Origin of the sequence: Kocuria oceani, assembly GCF_029524215.1 — a bacterium.
GTDB lineage: Bacteria > Actinomycetota > Actinomycetes > Actinomycetales > Micrococcaceae > Kocuria > Kocuria oceani.
This window is the reverse complement of record NZ_JARAMH010000012.1, coordinates 42482-61285: the sequence shown is the minus strand read 5'-3', so window position 1 is coordinate 61285 and position 18804 is coordinate 42482. Positions and strand designations below refer to the sequence as shown.

The window sequence follows — 18804 nt, the reverse complement described above, 5'->3', positions numbered from 1 at the left end:
CGGCTCCTCAGCGGCGCCGGAGCAGGACCAGCGCCGCGCTGATCAGCACCATGGCGCAGGCCGCGCCGATCGCGGCCGTGAAGGCACCCCTGTGACCGGCGGTCTCGGCCGCGAGCCCGGCCAGCGCCGCGCCCACGGCCGTGCCCAGCACCACGCCGCTCGCCAGCATCGTCATGACCGTGCCCAGCCGCTCCGGCCGGGCGACGTCCCCGCCGATCGTGTAGATCGTGACCATGGTGGGGCCCACGGGCAGGCCGACGAGCAGCAGCACCAGGAGCATCGGGACGATCTCCCCGGGCAGGAGGAACAGCAGGCTCAGGGCGGCCATGGCGCCCGCGCTGGCCACCCAGCGGGCGGCGGGCGGGAAGCGCCGGGGCCACCAGGCCACGGACAGGGCCGCGGCCGCGGAGCTGATGCCCAGCACGGCGTAGAGCAGCCCGGCCGCGCTCTGGGCGCCGAACTCGCCGCCGAAGGCGCTCAGCGCGTTCTGCACGGCTCCGAAGAACGTGCCCATGGCCACCATCCCGAGCACGGGGAGCAGGACGAGGATCCGGTCCCGGCCGGGACCGGGCGCGGCTGCCGTCCGGCGCCGCGGGCGCGGGGCGGCCGGTGCCGCGCGGTGGGTGGGGTGCACGGCGAAGCACGAGACCATGGTGAGGGTCAGCGCGGCGGCCAGGACGAAGGGGGTCCACGGGGCGAGCAGGGACGCCAGCAGCCCCACGAGGGCGGGGCCGAGCACGAAGGTCAGCTCGTCGGCGGTGGACTCGTAGGACAGCGCGGTGTCCAGCTCCTGCCGGTCACCCCTGGTCAGCCTGCGCCAGCGGACCCGGGCGAGCGGGCCCACCTGGGGGCAGGTGGCGCCCACCAGCAGCGCCGCCGTGACGAGCAGCGGCACGGCCGGGCCGCCCGGGCCGGCGTAGGCGGTGATCAGCAGCACGCCGATGGCCACCGCGTGGGCGAGGGCCGAGACCAGCAGCACCGCCCGCTGTCCCACCCGGTCGGCGAGGTGGCCCATCACGGGCCCGCCCAGGGCCGAGCCGATCCCGACGGCGCCGGCGGCCGCCCCGCCCACGGCGTAGGAGCCGGTGACGGCGGTGGCGAGGGTCAGGGCCCCCACGGTGATCATGGCCAGGGGCAGGCGGGCCACGAAGGCGATCGGCAGGAAGCCGCGGCCGCCCAGCTCCAGGAGCCGCGCGTAGCGGCCGCCGGAGCGTCGCGGAGCCCGGCGGCCGGTGCCACCGTGCCCCGTGGCGGGCTGCCCGGCCGACGTCGACGCGGCGGACGTCGAGGCGGTGGCGATCGGCGCGGTGGCGGACTGCTCGGTGACAGGGGGCACCGTCGCGCGCCGGGCTGCGGCGGGGTGGTCGACCGGGGCCTCGGAGGTCGTGCCCACGGGGGCGGGAAGGGAGTTCAGGGGGTTCACGGGTGTCCTCGAAGACTGTGCGCACCGTCCCCCCTCCCGGTGCGCCCGACCCGGACGAACGTACCCAGTCTACCCGGCGGCCGGGCGCAGGGAACGGCCCCCGGAGGTGACCTCCGCCGCGCCCACCTCCGAGGAGACGTACAGGCACGGGCGGTCCTCGGGGGCCGTGGCACAGACCGTCGCCGCCGTCAGCTCCTCGGGGCCGCGCTCGCCGGCGCCGGCCACCGCGGGGGTCCACCACTCGGCGTCCGGGACCGAGGCCTCGATCGCGCCCGCGCCGGTGGTGATCGCGACCCGTCGCGGGGCGTCGCCGAGGATCCGCACCTCGGTGGCCCCCACCTCCGTGTGCACGTCCACGTCCTCGCGCACCCGGGCGCCGTCGACCAGGACGGTGCCCACCTCCGAGGCCGCCCACAGGCTCCGGGCGCTGCCGCCCATCTGCACCACGCCGGCCTCGGTGTCGAGCCGGACGTCGCCGAAGTCGCCCCGGGCGGAGAGGGTGCCGGCGTCGCCGGAGAGCCGCAGGTCCACGGGGTCGTCGTCGGCCGGGACCGTGACCCGCACCTGCATCCCGCCGCCGGTGCCGAACCAGGAGCCGGACGGGGGAGCCGCCACGGTCAGCCGCCCGTCCCGGACCAGCGGCTCGGGCGCCCGGTCCAGGCCGATGCCGGCGTACACGGCCTCGACCCGCAGATCGGGCACGTCGGCGGTCACGACCTCGATCACGGCGGAGCGGCCGTCGATCGCCACGGTGTCCACGGGCGCGGTCACGGTCGTGTCCACCCGCCGCTCCTCGATCGACAGCGACGCGGCCATGGCCGCCCCGCCGCCGCCGAGCAGCAGCAGGGCGCCCAGGCCGCCGAGCACGGCGGTGGGCACGAGCCAGGCGGCGCGCTCGCTCTGCCCGACGGTGTCCGGGGCGGGGCGCTGCGGGGGGCCCTGCAGGGGGTCGTGGGCGGTGCCGGGGGCGGCGGGCTGGCCGGGGACGGCGTGCTCGGGGTGGGTGCTCATGGCCGGAACTCCTGATGGGACGGGTGGGCGGACGAGGGGTGGCCGGGCCCGGGGTCGGGGTAGCCGAGGTAGCGCAGGACCGCGCGGACGCGGCGGTTGCCGCCGTCCTCGTGCGCGAGGCCGAGCTTGGTGAACACGGACCGGATGTGCTTCTCCACCGAGGACTCGGTGAGGAACAGGTTCGCGGCGATCGAGGCGTTGGACAGGCCCTGGGCCATCAGCCCGAGCACCTCGTGCTCCCGCGGGGAGAGCAGCTCCAGGTCCTGCCGGTGCCGCGAGCGCACCAGCAGCTGGGAGACCACCTCCGGGTCCAGGACGGTGCCGCCGGCGCCGACCGTTCCCACGGACTCGAGGAACTGGTCGACGTCGGCCACCCGGTCCTTGAGCAGGTAGCCCAGCCCGTCCCGGCGGGAGGCGATCAGCTCCGCGGCGTAGCGCTCCTCGACGTACTGGGAGAGCACGAGCACCGCGATCCGCGGGTGCTGGGAGCGGACGAGGACGGCGGCGCGGATCCCCTCGTCCGTGAAGGTCGGGGGCAGCCGCACGTCCACCAGGGCGAAGTCCGGCTCGTGCTGCTCGACGGCCTTCAGCAGGCCCTCCGCGGTGTCCACGTCGGCGACCACCTCGTGCCCGGCCTCGGTGAGCAGGCGGACCAGGCCCGCGCGCAGGAGGACGGCGTCCTCGGCGATGACGATGCGCATCAGGCTCCCTCCCCCCGGGCGACCGGCAGCTCGACGGTCAGCTCGGTCGGCCCGCCCGCGGGCGAGTCGAGGAAGAAGTGCCCGCCCGCGGAGCGGATCCGGTCCGCGATCCCGGACAGCCCGCCGCCGGGGACCAGCACGGCGCCGCCCCGGCCGTCGTCGGCGATCCGGGCGACCACCCGGGTGCCCCCGGCGGGGTCGGACTCGAGCCCGACCCGGACCGAGGCGGCGTCCGCCCCGGCGTGCTTGACGACGTTGGCCAGGCCCTCGGAGACCGCGAAGTACACGGCGGCCTCGGTCTCGGGGGCCAGGCGGGGCACGCGCACGTCCACGGCGACCGGCACGGGCGACTGGGCGGCCACGGCGGACAGGGCCGCGTCCAGCCCCCGGTCCTCCAGCACGGCCGGGTGGAAGCCCCGCGCCAGGCGGCGCAGCTCCGTGATCGCGGCCTTCGTCGTGGCGTGCGCCTCGCCGATGAGGTCCTTGGCCCCGGCGGGGTCGTGGTCGATCCGCCGCTGGGCCATCGACAGGTTCATGGCCACGGACACCAGCTGCGGCTGCACGCCGTCGTGCAGGTCGCGCTCGATCCGGGAGCGCTCGGTCCGCGCTCCGCGCACGGCGGTCTCCCGGGCCGCCGCGGCCTCGGCGGCCCGCCGGCGCAGCTCCGCCGCCTCGTCCACGCGCAGCAGCAGCCGGGACAGGCCCCGGTGGGCGGCCACGGCCAGCACGAGCAGGAGCACCCCGAGCAGCGCGAGCGTGATCCCGGCCAGCGCCACGGCCCAGTCCGGCCACGTGCCGACCAGCTCGGACGGCCAGACCGGGTTGGACTCCGCGGCGTAGAGGGGGGCCAGTGCCAGCGCCACGGCGGCGCCGGTGCCGGCGAGGGTGCCGACCGCCACCCAGCCCAGGGCCGTGGTCAGGAGCAGGTGCAGCAGGCCGGTCCAGAACGCGGGGTCGGAGACGTCCAGCCACCACTGGTGCAGGATCCGCCACCCGTCGGCGCGCGGGGAGCGGCGCCGGTGCGGGGCCGGCAGGTGCAGCCCGAACGCCGCCTGCGTCCGGCGGCGCTCCACCCACTCGATGCCGCGGACGGCGTAGATCGCGGCCACCAGCAGCACCACGCCCACGAGGGCGGCGAGCGAGGCGAGGCCCGCGGTGACCAGGGACACGAGGGCGGTCAGCCACAGGGTGCCCAGGGCGGCGTCGACCACCAGGTCGGTGCCGCCGAAGAAGAGGGTCTTGGCGGACCACGGCCCCCACTCGCGGGCGCCGGTGCCGCCGCCGGGGACGGCGGGCCGGGAGCCGGAGGCGGCGCGGTGGGCGGCGCCGTCGTCCGCCGTCCCGGGATCGGAGGGGTGCCCGGTGCCGCTCCACGGTGCGGGCGGCAGGGGCCGGGTCTCGTGCGGTGTGCTCATGGCTCTCACGCTACGGTCGGCGGGCTCCTCCCGACTGCGACGTTCTCCACCTGTTACGGGTGGGGTTTTCCGCACCGTCGCGGCCCGGGCCGCCCCGTCGGTCCCGGAACTCGTGGACGGGCCGACCCTGGGCGCCATCGACCTCGCCAACGACTGGCCGGGATCGTCACCGGCATCCGGCAGATCGCGCCGGACACCGGCGTCGACATCTGCACGGTGGCCCACGCCGCCGACGGCACCCTGCACCCTGCACCCGGTGATCGTCGTCGCCGAGCACGAGTCCATCACCCGGGGCGCGCCGAAGGACGCCCTCGGCCGGATGGTCGGGCTCGCCCGGGGTCTCGGCGGCGCCCTGACCGGTGAGCACGGTGTCGGACTGCTCCAGCGCGACCGGTTCACCGCCGAGGTCGGGGAGGTCCCGCGCGACCTCCAGCACCGCATCAAGCGCGCCTTCGACCCGCACAGCACCCTGAACCCGGGCAAGGCCGTCCGACCCCGGCCACCGCCGCCCCGCTGCGGCGCGGGGAGGAGGCCGACGGGCGGCTCGCCGGGCCGGGACCGGCGGCGGTGCCGGCGGATCCGGGAGACTGAGGGCATGGACGCGACCTGCCCCGCCGACGACGGCGCCCACGACGAGCCGGGCCCCGGCCCCCGGCGACGTGCCGCCGGCGGGACGCCGGCCGAGGACGGAGTCCGTGCCCGGTGGCCGGGGGAGCGGCCCCGGGGCCACCCGGACGGTCCCGGAGCGACCCGTCGCGGGCCGGCACCGCGCGGAGGGCGCCGGCGGGGGCCGCCGCTGGAGCAGCGCCGGCTCACCTACCCCGAGGTCGGGGCGACCGCCGGTGCGCTGCCGGCCGGCTACGACCACCTGGTGCGCTCCCGCGCCGTCGGCGCCGGGGAGGCCGCGTTCCGGGCGGCCGCCGAGCGGCTGATGGGCTGGGAGATGCACCGGTCCGCGGGCTTCGAGGTGCGGCCCACGGCCGCGCGGGCCGCCCTCGGCACCCGGGTGGTGCTGCGCCTGGGACGGGGGCCCCTGCGGCTTGAGGCGCCGTGCGAGGTCGTGCGCGTGCTCGACGAGCCCCGGCGGCAGGGCTTCGCCTACGGCACGCTGGAGGGCCACCCGGAGCGGGGCGAGGAGCTGTTCTGCCTGGACCTGCGCCCGGATGGCACGGTGGTGCTGAGCATCACCGCGTTCTCCCGCCCTGCCGCGTGGTGGGCCCGGGCGGGGGCTGCGCCGGCCCGGTGGGCGCAGGAACGGGTCACCCAGCGCTACCTGCGCGCTCTGCTCTGACGGTTCCCGGGCACACGGCGCACCGGGCACGAACCGCGCCCGGTGCGCGGGCCCGGGTGTCGCGGGGTCCCGGGGCTCCGGTGGACCGGCTCAGGCGGCGGGACGCAGCGGGCAGCGGCGCAGGCGGTGGTCCCGGAGGGTGGCCAGGCGCGGGATCCCGGTGCGGTCCTCCAGCAGCCAGAGCACCCCCAGGTGGGGTGCCACCTGGCTCACGGTGCCGGTGCAGCGCAGCTTCCGGTGCTCCCACACCTCGATCCGGTCGCCGGGCGCCACCCGGGACAGGCCCAGGATCCAGCGGGCGGGCGCAGTGGTGGGGCTGGGCGCGGTCATGGGCCCCCCTTCCGGGTCGTGCGGCGGGACCCTCCCATCCTCGGCCCCGGATGTGGCCGTGGCGTTACCGGGCGGTTGAGATCGGATGTCCTCTCCCGGACGGCGGGCGGGTCCCGTCCTCAGTACTTGCGCAGCGCCACGCGCCCCTGTCCGGTCCACCGGCTCCGCAGCAGCGCGGAGACGTCCAGCAGCAGTTCTGTCAGCTCCGCGGAGCCCGGTCCCAGGGCGCGGACCACGAGCCCCGGCACCGGCAGCTCGGAGACCCCGCAGCGCAGCAGCGGCAGCCGCCGCTCGGCGGCGGCGAGCAGCTCGTGGACCTGTTCGACCAGGGCGCGGTCCACCCGCGGGTCCACCACCAGCAGGGAGCCCAGGTGCGTGCGGCCCTCCAGGAAGCCGAGCCCGGCCACGGCGTCCTCGGCGGGGCGCAGGCGGAGGTTGTCGAGCACCACCGTGGTCCCGTCCATCACCACCTCGGTGCGCAGGGCCACGCCGCGGTAGCGGAAGACCGTCCCGTCCGGCGCCCACCCGGGGGTGACGACCTCGCTCGCCACGAGACAGGCCGAGGGGTCCATCGACACGGTCGTGGACTGCACGTAGTCGGCGTCCTCGTAGGCGATCAGCTGGTCCGGCAGGTACTCGAGCACCGCCCCGGGGCCGAGCGTGAGCCGCACGTCCTGGCGGGCCGGGGCGGCCGGGCTGCGGTACACCTTGGTCGCCGACTGGGTGGTGACCAGGGCGGTGCCGGCGGCCTCCACCGCGATGTCGAGCTCGTAGCGGTCCCCGCCGAGGTAGCCGCCGCCGGGATTGACGACGACGAAGCACGGCTGCCCCGACCCGTCCAGGCGGTGCGGGCGCAGCACCCGCAGGGCCCCGGCGTGGAACTGGCGGACGGCCACGGTGCGCCCCCCGCGGGGCGCGAGGACCAGCGCGAGCCGCCCGGTCGGGGCGGGAGCCCCCGGCCCGGGGTCCGGCCCAGGTCCCGGCACGCGTCCGGGACCGGCCGCGGGGGCCGTGGGCGCGGCCGCGGTCACCGGGCCATGTCCAGCATCAGCACGTCGTGCCGGATCCATGCGAGGATCCGCTCGAGGCCCTCGTCCGTGCGGAGATTGGTGAAGCAGAACGGCCGGTCCCCGCGGAACACCGCCGAGTCCGCGGCCATGACCTCCAGGTCCGCCCCGACGTGCGGGGCGAGGTCGATCTTGTTGATCACGAACAGGTCCGCCCGGATCATGCCCTGCCCGGCCTTGCGCGGGATCTTCTCGCCCTGGGCCACGTCGATGACGTAGATCGAGAAGTCGACCAGCTCGGGGCTGAACGTGGCCGAGAGGTTGTCCCCGCCGGACTCGACGAACACGAGCTGCAGGTCCGGGTGCTCGGCGCACAGCTTCTCGATCGCGGCCTCGTTCATCGAGGTGTCCTCACGGATGGCGGTGTGCGGGCAGCCGCCGGTCTCGATGCCCACGATCCGGTCCAGGGGCAGCACCCCGTTGCGGGCCAGGATCTTGGCGTCCTCGATCGTGTAGATGTCGTTGGTGATCGCGGCCATCGAGACCTCGTCGATCAGCGCCCGGGTGACCCGCTCCACGAGCTGCGTCTTGCCGGCGCCCACGGGCCCGCCCACGCCGATGCGCACGGGCCCGCGGCCGGTCGGGGTGGTGGGGGCGGAGGGAACGGTGGTCATGGGAACTCCTGGGTCGGTGCGGTCGGTGCGGTCGGTGCGGTCGGTGCATTCGGTGCGGTCGTGTGGCGGGGCGCCGGTCCGGTCGGCCGGTCAGGACATGAACATCCGGGCCCGCTGCCAGGCGTGGCGCATCTGGGCGATCTCCAGGCCGGGGCCGGTCGCCCCGACCTCCTCCTCGGACATGCGCCCGATCCGCTCGACCCCGCGGGCCACGTCCTCGTGCAGGGCGCGCAGGACCCGCTGGCCCGCGGTCTGGCCGAGGGGGATCCCGCGCACGGCGTTCTGGGTCAGCGAGGTGGCGGTCGAGAAGAGGTACGCGCCGGCCAGCTGCTCCCAGGCGACGCCGAGACCGGCGCCCACGAGGGCGAAGGCCACCGCGGGACTGCCCCGGCTGGTCCCGGCGCGCTGCCGGTCCGCGTAGGCCAGCAGCCGGGGGGAGGGGAAGTTCTCCGCGCCGATCTCGGTCATCCGCCGGCCCATCGCGGACGCGGCGTCCCGCACCTGGACGGGCAGGGCCTGGGCGGTGAGCAGCTCGTCGGCGCGCCACACGGCGTCGTCGTCCTCCGCCGTGGCGACGGCCCGCACGGCCCAGCCCTCGGCGGGCACCACCTGGTGGTGCAGGCAGTGCCGCACCCAGGCGAGGAAGCCGGGCTCGTCGCCCACGGTGCCGTCGTCGAGATAGGTCTCCAGGCCCAGGGAGTGGGCGAAGGCGCCGGTGGGCAGCGCGGAGTCGCACAGCTGCAGCACGGCCAGCATCCCCGCAGCGGCAGCGGGGGCGGCGGGATCAGTGGGTGTGCTCGGCATGGCGGAACGGGACCTCCATCTGCCGTTCGACGCGCGCGAAGCGCACCCCGGCCTCCTGCAGGTAGGTCTCGGCCGTGTGGTCGTACTGGAGCACCATGAGGCCGTCGTGCCCCGGCAGCTCCGCGACCTCGGTGGCGGGGCCGAGGAACTGGGCGGGCAGGTGCCGGTTGCCCAGCGCGTGCGCCACGCGGCCCATCTGCTCGATCGTCGCCGGCGCCACGACCAGGACGTCGGTGGGCAGGGTCGAGACCACCACTGCGTTGCTGCCCTCCCGGTGCAGGATGTCCCCGTCCTTGAGCTCCCGGCGCTCGGCCAGGCGCAGGCCGAGCTCGGTGCCGTGGTCGGTCACGACCCGCTGGACGCGCTTGCGCAGCTCGGGCCCGGCGAGGGCGACCCGCTCCAGGTGCAGGCCGGCGCGCTCCTGCTCGGTGAGCTCGGCCAGGTTGCCGAGGACGGCTTCGACGATCACGGGTGCAGGTCCTCTCGGGGAGTACGGGGAAGTGCGGGGAAGTGCGGGGCGGCCGGCGGGCCGGTCAGAAGAGGAAGTAGCGCTGGGCCATGGCCAGCTCCTCGGCGGGCTCGCAGGTGACGAGCTCGCCGTCGACCCGGACCTCGTAGGTCTGCGGGTCCACCTCGATCCGCGGGGTGGCGTCGTTGTGCCGCATGTCCTGCTTGGTCAGTCCCCGGATCCCGCCCACCGGCAGCACCCGCTTGCGCAGGCCCAGGCGCTCGCCGACGCCCGCCTCGACGGCGGCGCGGGACATGAAGGTGATGGAGTTGGCGTGCGGGGCGGTGCCCCGGGCCCCGAAGGCGTCGCGCATCAGCTGCGGCTGCGGGGTGGGGATGGAGGCGTTGGGATCTCCCATGAGGGAGTGCACGATCTGACCGCCCTTGAGCACGAGGTGCGGCTTCACCCCGAAGAACACGGGGTCCCACAGCACCAGGTCCGCGAACTTGCCGGTCTCCACCGACCCCACGACGTCGGCGATCCCGTGCGCGAGCGCCGGGTTGATCGTGTACTTGGCCACGTAGCGCCTCAGCCGCGCGTTGTCCCCGCGGCCGGTCTCCCCGGGCAGGGGGCCGGTGCGCCGCTTCATCTGGTCGGCGAGCTGCCAGGTGCGCAGCACCACCTCGCCCACACGGCCCATGGCCTGGGAGTCCGAGGAGGTCATGGAGAACACCCCGAGGTCGTGCAGGACGTCCTCCGCGGCGATCGTCTCGGGCCGGATCCGGGAGTCGGCGAAGGCGACGTCCTCGGGGATGTCCGGGTTGAGGTGGTGGCAGACCATGAGCATGTCCAGGTGCTCCTCGGCCGTGTTGCGGGTGTAGGGCAGCGTCGGATTGGTGGAGGACGGCAGCACGTGGGGCAGCGAGGCGATGCGGATGATGTCCGGGGCGTGCCCGCCGCCGGCGCCCTCGGTGTGGAAGGTGTGGATCACCCGGCCCGCGATGGCGGCCACCGTGTCCTCGAGGAAGCCGCACTCGTTGAGCGTGTCGGTGTGGATGGCCACCTGCACGTCGAAGGCGTCGGCCACGGCCAGGGCCGTGTCGATCGCCGCGGTGGTGGCGCCCCAGTCCTCGTGGATCTTCAGGCCCACGGCCCCGGCCCGGATCTGCTCGGCGAGCGGCTCCGGGGCGGAGGCGTGGCCCTTGCCGAGCAGCCCGAAGTTCATGGGGTAGTCGTCCAGGGCCCGGAACATCCCGGCGAGGTGCCACGCCCCGGGGGTGATCGTGGTGGCGTTGGAGCCCTCAGCGGGCCCGGTGCCGCCGCCGAACATCGTGGTGATCCCGGAGGACAGAGCGGTGCCGATCTGGTCGGCCCCGATGAAGTGGATGTGCGAGTCGATCCCGCCGGCGGTGAGGATCCGGCCCTCACCGGCGATCACCTCGGTGGAGGCGCCGATGAGGACGTCCACGCCGTCCATGATGTCCGGGTTGCCGGCCTTGCCGATCGCGCTGATGCGCCCGTCGCGCAGGCCCACGTCCGCCTTGTAGATCCCGGAGGCGTCCAGGACCACCGCGTTGGTGATCACGGTGTCCACCACGCCGTCGTCCCGGGTGAGCCGGCCGTTGTGGCCCATGCCGTCCCGGATCACCTTGCCGCCGCCGAAGACCACCTCGTCGCCGGGGACCGTGAGGTCGCGCTCGACCTCGAGGAACAGCTCGGTGTCCGCCAGGCGCACCAGGTCCCCGGTGGTGGGGCCGTAGAGGCTGGTGTACTGGGCGCGGGACATCTCGTGGCTCATGGCTGCTCCTGCCCGGACGCGGCGCCGGCGGGGCGGTCGAGGGGGCCGTCGACCCGGTTGGCGAGGCCGTGCACCTCACGGCGCCCGGCCAGGGCCACCAGGCGCACCCGCTTGCGGTCGCCGGGCTCGAAGCGCACGGCCGTGCCGGCGGGGACGTCGAGGCGGAAGCCCCGGGCCGCGGCGCGGTCGAACTCGAGCCCGGGATTGGCCTCGGCGAAGTGGAAGTGCGAGCCCACCTGCACCGGGCGGTCGCCGCGGTTGACCACGTCCACCTCCGTGGTGGGCCGGTCGGCGTTGATCAGCACGGGCTCGGGCCGCAGGACGTACTCTCCGGGGATCACGGGCGCTCCTTCGGGGCCGGGCGGGTCAGCGGATGGGGTCGTGGACGGTGACGAGCTTCGTGCCGTCGGGGAACGTCGCCTCCACCTGGACGGAGGAGATCATCTCCGGCACGCCCTCCATGACGTCCTCGCGGGCGAGGATCGTGGAGCCCCAGGACATCAGCTCGGCCACGGTCCGCCCGTCCCGGGCGCCCTCCAGCAGCTCGGCGGTGATCAGGGCGACGGCCTCGGGGTGGTTGAGCCGCAGCCCGCGGTCCCGGCGGCGGCGCGCGAGGTCACCGGCCACGACGACGAGCAGCTTCTCCTGCTCCCGGGGTGTCAGGTGCACGGCTCTCCTCGGGGACGGCGGACGTTCAGGGACAGTCGTCACGCTAGGGTCCCCGTGTTACGTGCGCGTGCCCGCCGTGTTTCGACGACGTGGCGGGCGCCGCCCGGGCCGCGCAGGAGTCCTCCCGTGCCGCCTCACGACGAGGGGCCGGGTGGTCCCGGAGCACGGTGCGTGCTCCGGGACCACCCGGCCCCTCGGTGCGGCAGTGCGGCCTGCCGGGTCCTCACTCCTCCTGCTGCGTCACGGTCACCTCGGTCGCCCGGACGTAGGACTCGCCCTCCATGTCGGCGAGCTCGTCCCCGAGGTCGGCGCCGAGGTCCTCCTCGGCGGCGGCCACGTCCAGCGAGGCCTGCAGGGTGCCGGTCACCTCGACCAGGGCGCCGTCCTGGAGCTCCGGCAGATCGGCGTCGTGCAGCACGAGCAGGGAGCCCAGCTCGACGTCGTTCGGGTCCGAGAGCTGCAGCGCGTTCGGTGAGACGACGTCCTCGACCTCGCCGGTGAGGGTCACCTCCTGGCCCTCGTACAGCGCCTGGTCGTCGTAGAAGTCCCGGTTGTAGGCGCCGCTGTAGGGAGCGATGGTGTCCGCCGGCGTCTCCCCGGCCTCCTGCGGGGCCGGCGAGGACTCCAGGACCTCGCTCTCCTGGACGTCCTCGATGTCGGTGCCCGTCTCGGACTCGCCGTTGCCGCAGCCGGCGAGTCCCAGTGCGGCGACGGCGAGCACACTGGCCGCGGCCCTGCGGGTGGTGGTGCGTTGATGCGTGTTCACGATGAGCCTCCTGGTGTCGGCCTGGTCCCAGGGTCGACGTGCGGTGTGCGTCCCCGGGTCGTGCCCCTCCACCGTAAGCAGGCTGTTGGCGCGCTCACAAGCCGCGACGGCCGATTCCGGGGGACTTCCACGAACCCTCGGGGAGCCTTCTGCGGCAACCGTGACCCGCGCGTGACGCACCGGCCGCGCCGGCTCAGAGGCGCAGGTGCACCAGGCTGGGGCCGCGCACCGCGAGCGCCTCGACGACCGTCTCGGCCAGGGTCTCCTGCGTCGCCGTGAACCCCACGGCGCCGAAGGCCTCGGCGAGCGCCGGCCAGTCGGGCTGGCGCAGGTCCACGGCCAGCGGGTCGATGTCCCGGTCGGTCATGTTCTGCCGGATCTCGCCGTAGCCGCCGTTGTCCACGCAGACGATCGGCAGGTCCAGGCCCAGCTCCACGGCGGTCATCAGCTCCTGGATCGAGAACATCAGCGCGCCGTCGCCCACGAGGCACAGCACCGGCCGGTCCGGAGCGGCGAGCTTGGCCCCGATCGAGGCCGGCAGCCCGTAGCCCAGGGTCGCGTAGGTCCCCATGTAGAGCAGGGAGCGCGGGTGCCGGGCGCGGAAGAACGTGGTCGAGCCCAGATAGGTGACCTGGGAGGAGTCCCCGCCCACGATCGTGTCCTCGGGCACCACGGACATGATCGTCTCGTTGAGCGCCGCGAGCTCGGGCGCGGTGCGGCGGCCCTCGTCGTCGAGCCGGGCGAACACGTCGGCGAGGTCCCGCGGGGGCCGCGGCTCGAGCGGGCCGAGCGCCTCGATCAGCTGCGGGACCACGGCCGCGGAGTGGCCGGGCAGCTCGATGTCCGGGTCGAGGTTGCACAGCATCTGGTCCCGCACGATGTCCACGCGCACGATCGGCCCGGCCGGGGTGATGTCCCCGCCCCACAGCTCGGCCTCGCCGACCTTGGAGCCGATCACGAGCAGGGCGTCGGCCGCGCGCAGGAACTCGTGCGCGGTGGACAGGCGCAGGTCGGCGCCCAGGGAGAGGCGGTGCCGCTCCGGGATCGCGCCCTTGCCGTTGGTCGTGGTGATCACCGGCGCCTCGAGCAGCTCGGCGAGCTCCAGCAGCCGCTCCCCGGCGGCCAGCGAGCCGCCGCCGGCCAGGATGACGGGGGTGGCCGCCCCGCGCAGCACCTCGGCGGCACGGCGCACGTCGTCGATCGGGGCCGGCTGCGGGGCGCCCAGCCGGCGCGGGGCCACCTGCCGGTCCGTGTAGTCGAGCTCGGCCTCCAGCACGTCGAGCGGGATCTCGATGTGCACGGGGCGGGGCCGGGAGTGGGCGAAGTCCCGGAAGGCGTCGTGGACCATGGTCACGGCCTCGGCGCCGCTGGTGACCCGGCGGCTGCGGCCCACGATGGCGTCGACGGCCGCGGACGGGTTCTTCGTCTCGTGCAGCGAGCCGATGTCCCGGAAGTCGTGGCCCACGGGCCGTCCGGGGGAGAGGACGATCATCGGGCGGGACTCGGCGTAGGCGGTGGCCGCCCCGGACAGGGAGTTGAGCAGCCCCGGGCCGGAGGTCGTGATGACGACCCCCGGCAGCCCGGAGATCTGGCTCCACCCGTCGGCCCCGTAGGCCGCCCCCTGCTCGTGGCGGGTGGTGACCGCGCGGATGCCCAGCTCCCGCAGCGGACGGTAGAACTCCAGCGAGTGGGTGCCGGGGATGCCGAAGACGGTGTCGACCCCGTAGCCGCGGAGGGTCTCCAGCACGGCGCGGGCCGTGGTGCGCCGGGGGCTCACGAGCGGGCCTCCGTCCGGCCGGCGGTGCCGGTGGGGTCCTCGGTGCCGGGGGCCCGGCGGGACGCGGCGATGCGCTCGTCCCAGTGCTGCAGCACCCCGGTGTGCGTGGGGCGGGTCAGCAGCGAGACCACCACGTAGACGAGGGCGGAGCTGAGCAGGCCCAGGTAGATGGGCGCGTTGGCCAGCACGCCGAAGACCGCCATGGACGCGACGGTCACCACGGAGCCCACGAGCATGGACAGGGCGGCCCCGAGGCCGGTGCCCCGGCGCCACACCAGGCCGCCGAGGATCGCGACGAGCAGCCCGCCCACCAGGATGTCGTAGGCGATCGTGAGGGCGGTGACGGTGTCGGACACGAAGATCGAGATCGCGGTGATCACCACGCCGAAGACGAGGACGTAGAGCCGGTCGCCGCGCAGCGCCTCGGCGGTGCCCTCCGGGGCCGGGGCGGCGTCGCGCCGGCCCAGGGACTTCAGGGTCGGCACGACGTCGACCCGCGCGACCGTGGCCGCGGCGATGAGCGCCCCCGAGGCCGTGGACATCATGGCGGCCACACCGGCGGCCAGCACGATCCCGCCCAGCCCGGCCGGGACGTACTGCTGGGCCATCGTGGCGAAGGCGTCGTCGGGGGAGGACAGCTCCGGGGCCACGGCCGCGGCGGTCATCCCGATGACGGCACCGGCCACGCCGTAGAGCGCCACGTAGGCGGCGGAGGTGAGCCCGCCCCAGCGGGCGACCCGCGGGGAGCGGGCGGTGAAGACGCGCTGCCAGATGTCCTGGCCGATGAGCATGCCGAACCCGTAGACCACGAACTGGGTGATGATCGCCTGCGTGCCCATGCCGCCCCAGGTGAAGAACGACGCGTCGAGCCGCTCGCCCAGCCCGGTCCAGCCGCCCGCGGCGGAGAGGGAGAAGGGCAGCAGGATCAGGAACAGCCCGACCGTCATGAACACGAACTGCATCATGTCCGTCAGCGTGATCGACCACATCCCGCCGAGCACGGAGTACGCCACCACGACCACGCCGCCGAGCAGGATCGCCCAGGTGCGGTCGAGGGGGAGCAGGACCGAGAAGATCGCCGCGTACGCGGAGGTGGAGGTCACCGAGAGCATCACCGTGTAGGCCAGCATCACGAACGACGACGCCTTGGCCCCGCCGCGCTCCCCGTAGCGCAGCTGCAGCATCTGGGAGACGGTGAACACCTTCAGCGACTGGATGCGCCCGGCGAAGAACAGGCTCAGCGCGGCCAGGCCCGTGGCGATCGCCACCACGAGCCACATGCCGGAGATCCCGTAGGTGTAGCCCAGGCCCACTCCGCCGACCGTGGAGGCGCCGCCGAGGACCACGGCCGCCATGGTGCCGGTGTAGAAGCCGGGGCCGAGCCGTCTCCCGGCCACCCGGTAGTCCTCAGCGTTCTTGGCACGCCGGCTGGCCCAGAGGCCCACCGCCACCATGGCGACCAGGTACAGCACGATGATCAGCACATTCATGGGTGTCACTTCTTCCTGGAAGCCCGAGGGACTTCCGCGGTCGATCGGCAAGTTTCTCAATGAGAAACAAAAGTTGTCTCACATAGTATGATGCAGATCATGTTTTGAGAACGGGTCCGGGGTGTTACGCCCTGGTAAGACCGTCCGTGAGCGAGGAGCCGTCGCCGTGAAAGCCCTGCCCATCGAGAGCACCGGCCACTCCGCCGCCGTGGGGTCGCGCCTGCGCAACCACCGGCTGCGCAACCACATGACCATCGACCAGCTCGCCTCCGCCGCCGGCCTCACCAAGGGGTTCGTCAGCCGGGTGGAGCGGGACATCACGTCCCCCTCCGTGGACTCGCTGGTGCGCATGTGCCAGGTGCTGCGCATCGACGTGGGAGCGGTCTTCGCCGGCCCCGTCGACGTCGAGCTCGTCCGGCTCGCCGACGCCCCGCACGTGGACCTCGGCGGCCAGGGCATCGAGGAGCAGCTCGTCACGCCCACGGGCCAGCGCACGGTGCAGGTCATCCGGGCGCGGGTGGCCGCCGGGGGCCGCGGCGAGGAGTCGATGTACAGCATGGACTGCGAGACCGAGGTGCTGCACCTGATCAGCGGCCGGTTCCGGCTCATGGTCCCGGACCGCACCTACGAGCTCGAGGCCGGGGACACCGTGAGCTTCCCCGGCACCGAGCCCCACACCTGGGAGAACCCCGGCCCCGAGGAGGCCGTGCTGCTGTGGATCCTCGGCTCCTGAGCGCCCCGCCCGTTCCGCCCACCCGTTCCGCCCGCCCGTCCACCATCCCCCGTCGAGAGGACCGCACACCATGAACCCCGAGCGCATCACCACCACCGGCGACGACGGCACCCGCGTCGTCGGTCCCGTCAACGCCGCCCTCACCCCCCGCTGGGCCGGGCTGGGCACCTTCGCCCGCCTGCCGCGCACCGACGAGGTGGAGCACACGGACATCGCCGTGGTCGGCGTGCCCTTCGACGCCGGGGTCTCCTACCGGCCCGGCGCCCGCTTCGGCGCCAACCACGTCCGGGAGTCCTCCCGCCTGCTGCGCCCGTACAACCCGGCGCAGAACGTCTCACCGTTCGCCGGCAAGCAGGTCGCCGACGCCGGGGACATCGTGGCGAACCCGTTCGACATCGGCGAGGCGATCGACGCCATCGAGGCCCAGGCCAAGGAGCTGATGGGCGAACGCACCCAGCTCGTGGCCATCGGCGGCGACCACACCATCGCCCTGCCCCTGCTGCGCGCGGCCCACTCCCGCCACGGCAAGGTGGCCCTGCTGCACTTCGACGCGCACCTGGACACCTGGGACACCTACTTCGGTGCCGAGTACACCCACGGCACCCCATTCCGCCGCGCCTGGGAGGAGGGCCTGCTCGACACCGACGCCGCCTGCCACGTGGGCACCCGCGGGCCCCTCTACGGCACCGAGGACCTCGACGACGACGCCCGCTTCGGCTTCGGCATCGTCTCCTCCGCCGACGTCATGCGGCTGGGCGTGGACGCCGTCGTCGCGCACCTGCGGGAGCGCGTCGGCGACCGCCCGCTCTACGTCTCCCTGGACATCGACGTCCTGGACCCGGCCCACGCCCCCGGCACCGGCACCCCGGAGGCCGGCGGGATGACCAGCCGGGAGGTGCTGGAGATCCTGCGCGGGCTGCGCGGCACGAACGTGGTGGGCTGCGACGTCGTCGAGGTGGCCCCCGCCTACGACCACGCGGAGCTCACCGGGGTGGCGGCCGCGCACGTGGCCTACGAGCTGATCACCCTGCTCGCCATGGGCCCCGGCGCGGCCCCCGACGGGCCCGCGTACGGGCTGGCCGGGCACGTCTACGGGGCCGCCGCGCCGGAGGCCGGGCAGGGGCAGCGGTGACCGGCGGCGCGGCCGCGACCCGCCGCACGGGCTCCGTGCCCCTCTTCGCCCACCGCGCCGAGGAGTTCCGCCCGTCCCCGGTCCGGGCGGTGTTCGAGATCGCGATGCAGCCCGGGATGATCTCCCTGGCCGGCGGCAACCCGGACATGAGCGCGCTCCCGCACGAGGTGGTCGCCGGCATGGCCGCCCGGATCCTCGCCGAGCGCGGGCCCGAGGTGCTGCAGTACGGCTCCGGGGCCGGCATCGGGCGGCTGCCGGAGCTGGTCGTGGAGCTCATGGGCCTGGAGGGCGCCGAGATCGCCCCGGACCGGATCCAGATCACCGCCGGCTCCCAGGCCGGCCTGGACCTGGTGACCAAGCTGTACTGCGACCCGGGGGACGTGGTGGTCGCCGAGGGCCCCACCTACGTGGGCGCCCTGGGGGTGTTCGGCAGCTACGAGGTCGACGTCGAGCACGTGGACGTCGACGACGACGGGCTGGACCCCGAGGCGGTGGCCGAGCGGCTCGACGCGCTGCGGGCCGCCGGCCGCACCGTGAAGTTCGTCTACACGGTCCCGAACTTCTCCAACCCCACGGGCGTGACGACCCCCGAGGAGCGGCGCCGCCGGCTCGTGGACGTGTGCGCCGAGCGCGGCGTGCTCGTCCTGGAGGACGACCCCTACGGGCTGCTCGGCTTCGACCGCGCCCACCGGCTGCCGTCCCTGTACTCCCTGGCCCCGGACACCGTGATCCACCTGGGCAGCTTCTCGAAGATCTTCTCCCCGGGGCTGCGGGTGGGCTGGATCGCGGCCCCGCCGGCGGTGCGGGGGCGGCTGCAGATCGCGGCCGAGGCCGTCACGATCCACCCCTCCGTGCTCAGCCAGGAGCTCGCGGCCGCGTACGTGGACAGCGAGCACTGGCGGCCGTCCCTGGACCGGGCCGTGGCGCTCTACCGCTCCCGCTGCGCCGCCATGATGGAGGCCCTGGAGGCGCACATGCCGGAGGGCGTGCGCTGGACGCGGCCGGCCGGGGGCTTCTTCACCTGGCTGGACCTCGGGCCGTGGACCGGGGACGGCGACCTGCTGCGGCGGGCCGTCGACCACGGCGTGGTGCTGGTGCCCGGCGGCGCCTGCTACGCCGACGGACGCCCCACCACGAGCCTGCGCCTGGCCTACTCGGCGACCCCGGAGGCGGAGATCGCCGAGGGGGTCCGGCGGGTCGGCGAGATGCTGCGGGGCTGAGGCCCCGCGTCCCGCCCCGGTGCGGCACGCACCGGGGCGGGACCCGCCCGCGCCCGGCTAGACTGGTCCGCAGCTTCAGCAGCGAGGCTTCCACCACCCCGGGGCATCCTCCGCC

General features: G+C 74.9%; 19 protein-coding genes. 4 read left to right on the top strand and 15 right to left on the bottom strand.

The genetic code is table 11. The features are described from left to right. Positions 1-7 precede the first annotated feature (7 nt). From PU704_RS13295 to PU704_RS13280, 4 genes are all read right to left on the bottom strand, one after another. A complete protein-coding gene (locus PU704_RS13295; RefSeq protein ID WP_380112669.1) occupies positions 8-1300 on the bottom strand; it encodes an MFS transporter in 1293 nt (430 codons plus the stop codon). Between the two features lie 192 nt (positions 1301-1492). Beyond that, on the bottom strand, positions 1493-2434 hold the full coding sequence (locus PU704_RS13290) for a DUF4097 family beta strand repeat-containing protein (RefSeq protein ID WP_277551680.1): 942 nt from the start codon (positions 2432-2434) through the stop codon (positions 1493-1495). Next, complete coding sequence (locus tag PU704_RS13285) at positions 2431-3135, bottom strand: response regulator transcription factor (RefSeq protein ID WP_047801640.1); 705 nt, start codon at positions 3133-3135, stop codon at positions 2431-2433. Before PU704_RS13285 ends, PU704_RS13290 begins: the two co-directional genes overlap by 4 nt. Next, the gene (locus tag PU704_RS13280; protein WP_255396230.1) at positions 3135-4550 is read right to left on the bottom strand and encodes a sensor histidine kinase; all 1416 of its coding nucleotides are present in this window, start codon (positions 4548-4550) and stop codon (positions 3135-3137) included. Before PU704_RS13280 ends, PU704_RS13285 begins: the two co-directional genes overlap by 1 nt. A gap of 256 nt (positions 4551-4806) precedes the next feature. Here PU704_RS13280 and PU704_RS13275 point away from each other — a divergent pair, with 256 nt between their 5' ends. Then, positions 4807-5841: a DUF1990 family protein gene (locus tag PU704_RS13275; RefSeq protein ID WP_277551679.1), complete on the top strand. Its 1035-nt coding sequence runs from the start codon at positions 4807-4809 to the stop codon at positions 5839-5841. Between the two features lie 90 nt (positions 5842-5931). On the opposite strand, the gene PU704_RS13270 is transcribed toward PU704_RS13275, so the two are convergent. The 11 genes from PU704_RS13270 to PU704_RS13220 all read right to left on the bottom strand — a co-directional run bounded on the left by PU704_RS13270 (position 5932) and on the right by PU704_RS13220 (position 15604). Beyond that, entirely contained in the window at positions 5932-6171 is a 240-nt protein-coding gene (locus tag PU704_RS13270) for a hypothetical protein (protein WP_047801641.1), read from the bottom strand. Between the two features lie 119 nt (positions 6172-6290). Next, positions 6291-7067, bottom strand: a complete 777-nt coding sequence (locus PU704_RS13265; protein ID WP_255396231.1) for an urease accessory protein UreD — start codon at positions 7065-7067, stop codon at positions 6291-6293. Between the two features lie 131 nt (positions 7068-7198). After that, complete coding sequence (gene ureG, locus PU704_RS13260) at positions 7199-7852, bottom strand: urease accessory protein UreG (RefSeq protein WP_047801642.1); 654 nt, start codon at positions 7850-7852, stop codon at positions 7199-7201. 90 nt (positions 7853-7942) lie between these two features. Beyond that, a complete protein-coding gene (locus tag PU704_RS13255) occupies positions 7943-8656 on the bottom strand; it encodes an urease accessory protein UreF (protein WP_277551678.1) in 714 nt (237 codons plus the stop codon). Continuing rightward, positions 8637-9125 carry an urease accessory protein UreE gene (locus PU704_RS13250; protein WP_277551677.1) on the bottom strand — a complete coding sequence of 163 codons (489 nt, stop codon included), beginning with the start codon at positions 9123-9125 and terminating at the stop codon, positions 8637-8639. Before PU704_RS13250 ends, PU704_RS13255 begins: the two co-directional genes overlap by 20 nt. A 64-nt stretch (positions 9126-9189) precedes the next feature. Further along, positions 9190-10902 (bottom strand): urease subunit alpha, encoded by a 1713-nt coding sequence (gene ureC / locus PU704_RS13245; RefSeq protein ID WP_277551676.1) that lies wholly within the window; start codon positions 10900-10902, stop codon positions 9190-9192. After that, on the bottom strand, positions 10899-11243 hold the full coding sequence (locus PU704_RS13240; RefSeq protein ID WP_047801646.1) for an urease subunit beta: 345 nt from the start codon (positions 11241-11243) through the stop codon (positions 10899-10901). Before PU704_RS13240 ends, ureC begins: the two co-directional genes overlap by 4 nt. A 25-nt stretch (positions 11244-11268) precedes the next feature. Then, on the bottom strand, positions 11269-11571 hold the full coding sequence (locus PU704_RS13235) for an urease subunit gamma (protein ID WP_047801647.1): 303 nt from the start codon (positions 11569-11571) through the stop codon (positions 11269-11271). A gap of 223 nt (positions 11572-11794) precedes the next feature. Next, entirely contained in the window at positions 11795-12337 is a 543-nt protein-coding gene (locus PU704_RS13230) for a hypothetical protein (protein WP_047801648.1), read from the bottom strand. A gap of 193 nt (positions 12338-12530) precedes the next feature. Further along, positions 12531-14114, bottom strand: coding sequence for a thiamine pyrophosphate-binding protein (locus tag PU704_RS13225; protein WP_277551675.1), 1584 nt, complete (start codon positions 14112-14114; stop codon positions 12531-12533). After that, on the bottom strand, positions 14111-15604 hold the full coding sequence (locus PU704_RS13220; RefSeq protein WP_047801650.1) for a sodium:solute symporter family protein: 1494 nt from the start codon (positions 15602-15604) through the stop codon (positions 14111-14113). The genes PU704_RS13225 and PU704_RS13220 overlap by 4 nt, the downstream gene beginning before the upstream one ends. 166 nt (positions 15605-15770) lie before the next feature. Between PU704_RS13220 and PU704_RS13215 the strand changes: the two genes are divergently transcribed. From PU704_RS13215 to PU704_RS13205, 3 genes are all read left to right on the top strand, one after another. After that, entirely contained in the window at positions 15771-16337 is a 567-nt protein-coding gene (locus PU704_RS13215) for a helix-turn-helix domain-containing protein (protein WP_277551674.1), read from the top strand. Positions 16338-16407: 70 nt separating this feature from the next. Next, complete coding sequence (gene speB / locus PU704_RS13210) at positions 16408-17469, top strand: agmatinase (RefSeq protein WP_047801652.1); 1062 nt, start codon at positions 16408-16410, stop codon at positions 17467-17469. After that, the gene (locus tag PU704_RS13205; protein WP_047801653.1) at positions 17466-18689 is read left to right on the top strand and encodes an aminotransferase-like domain-containing protein; all 1224 of its coding nucleotides are present in this window, start codon (positions 17466-17468) and stop codon (positions 18687-18689) included. The genes speB and PU704_RS13205 overlap by 4 nt, the downstream gene beginning before the upstream one ends. Positions 18690-18804 lie beyond the last annotated feature (115 nt).

Bases quoted from the DNA above. Each gene is read 5' to 3' on its own strand.
- PU704_RS13290 (WP_277551680.1), bottom strand. From the start codon at position 2,434: ATGAGCACCCACCCCGAGCACGCCGTCCCCGGCCAGCCCGCCGCCCCC.
- PU704_RS13285 (WP_047801640.1), bottom strand. From the start codon at position 3,135: ATGCGCATCGTCATCGCCGAGGACGCCGTCCTCCTGCGCGCGGGCCTG.
- PU704_RS13280 (WP_255396230.1), bottom strand. From the start codon at position 4,550: ATGAGCACACCGCACGAGACCCGGCCCCTGCCGCCCGCACCGTGGAGC.
- PU704_RS13270 (WP_047801641.1), bottom strand. From the start codon at position 6,171: ATGACCGCGCCCAGCCCCACCACTGCGCCCGCCCGCTGGATCCTGGGC.
- ureG (WP_047801642.1), bottom strand. From the start codon at position 7,852: ATGACCACCGTTCCCTCCGCCCCCACCACCCCGACCGGCCGCGGGCCC.
- PU704_RS13255 (WP_277551678.1), bottom strand. From the start codon at position 8,656: ATGCCGAGCACACCCACTGATCCCGCCGCCCCCGCTGCCGCTGCGGGG.
- ureC (WP_277551676.1), bottom strand. From the start codon at position 10,902: ATGAGCCACGAGATGTCCCGCGCCCAGTACACCAGCCTCTACGGCCCC.
- PU704_RS13220 (WP_047801650.1), bottom strand. From the start codon at position 15,604: ATGAATGTGCTGATCATCGTGCTGTACCTGGTCGCCATGGTGGCGGTG.
- speB (WP_047801652.1), top strand. From the start codon at position 16,408: ATGAACCCCGAGCGCATCACCACCACCGGCGACGACGGCACCCGCGTC.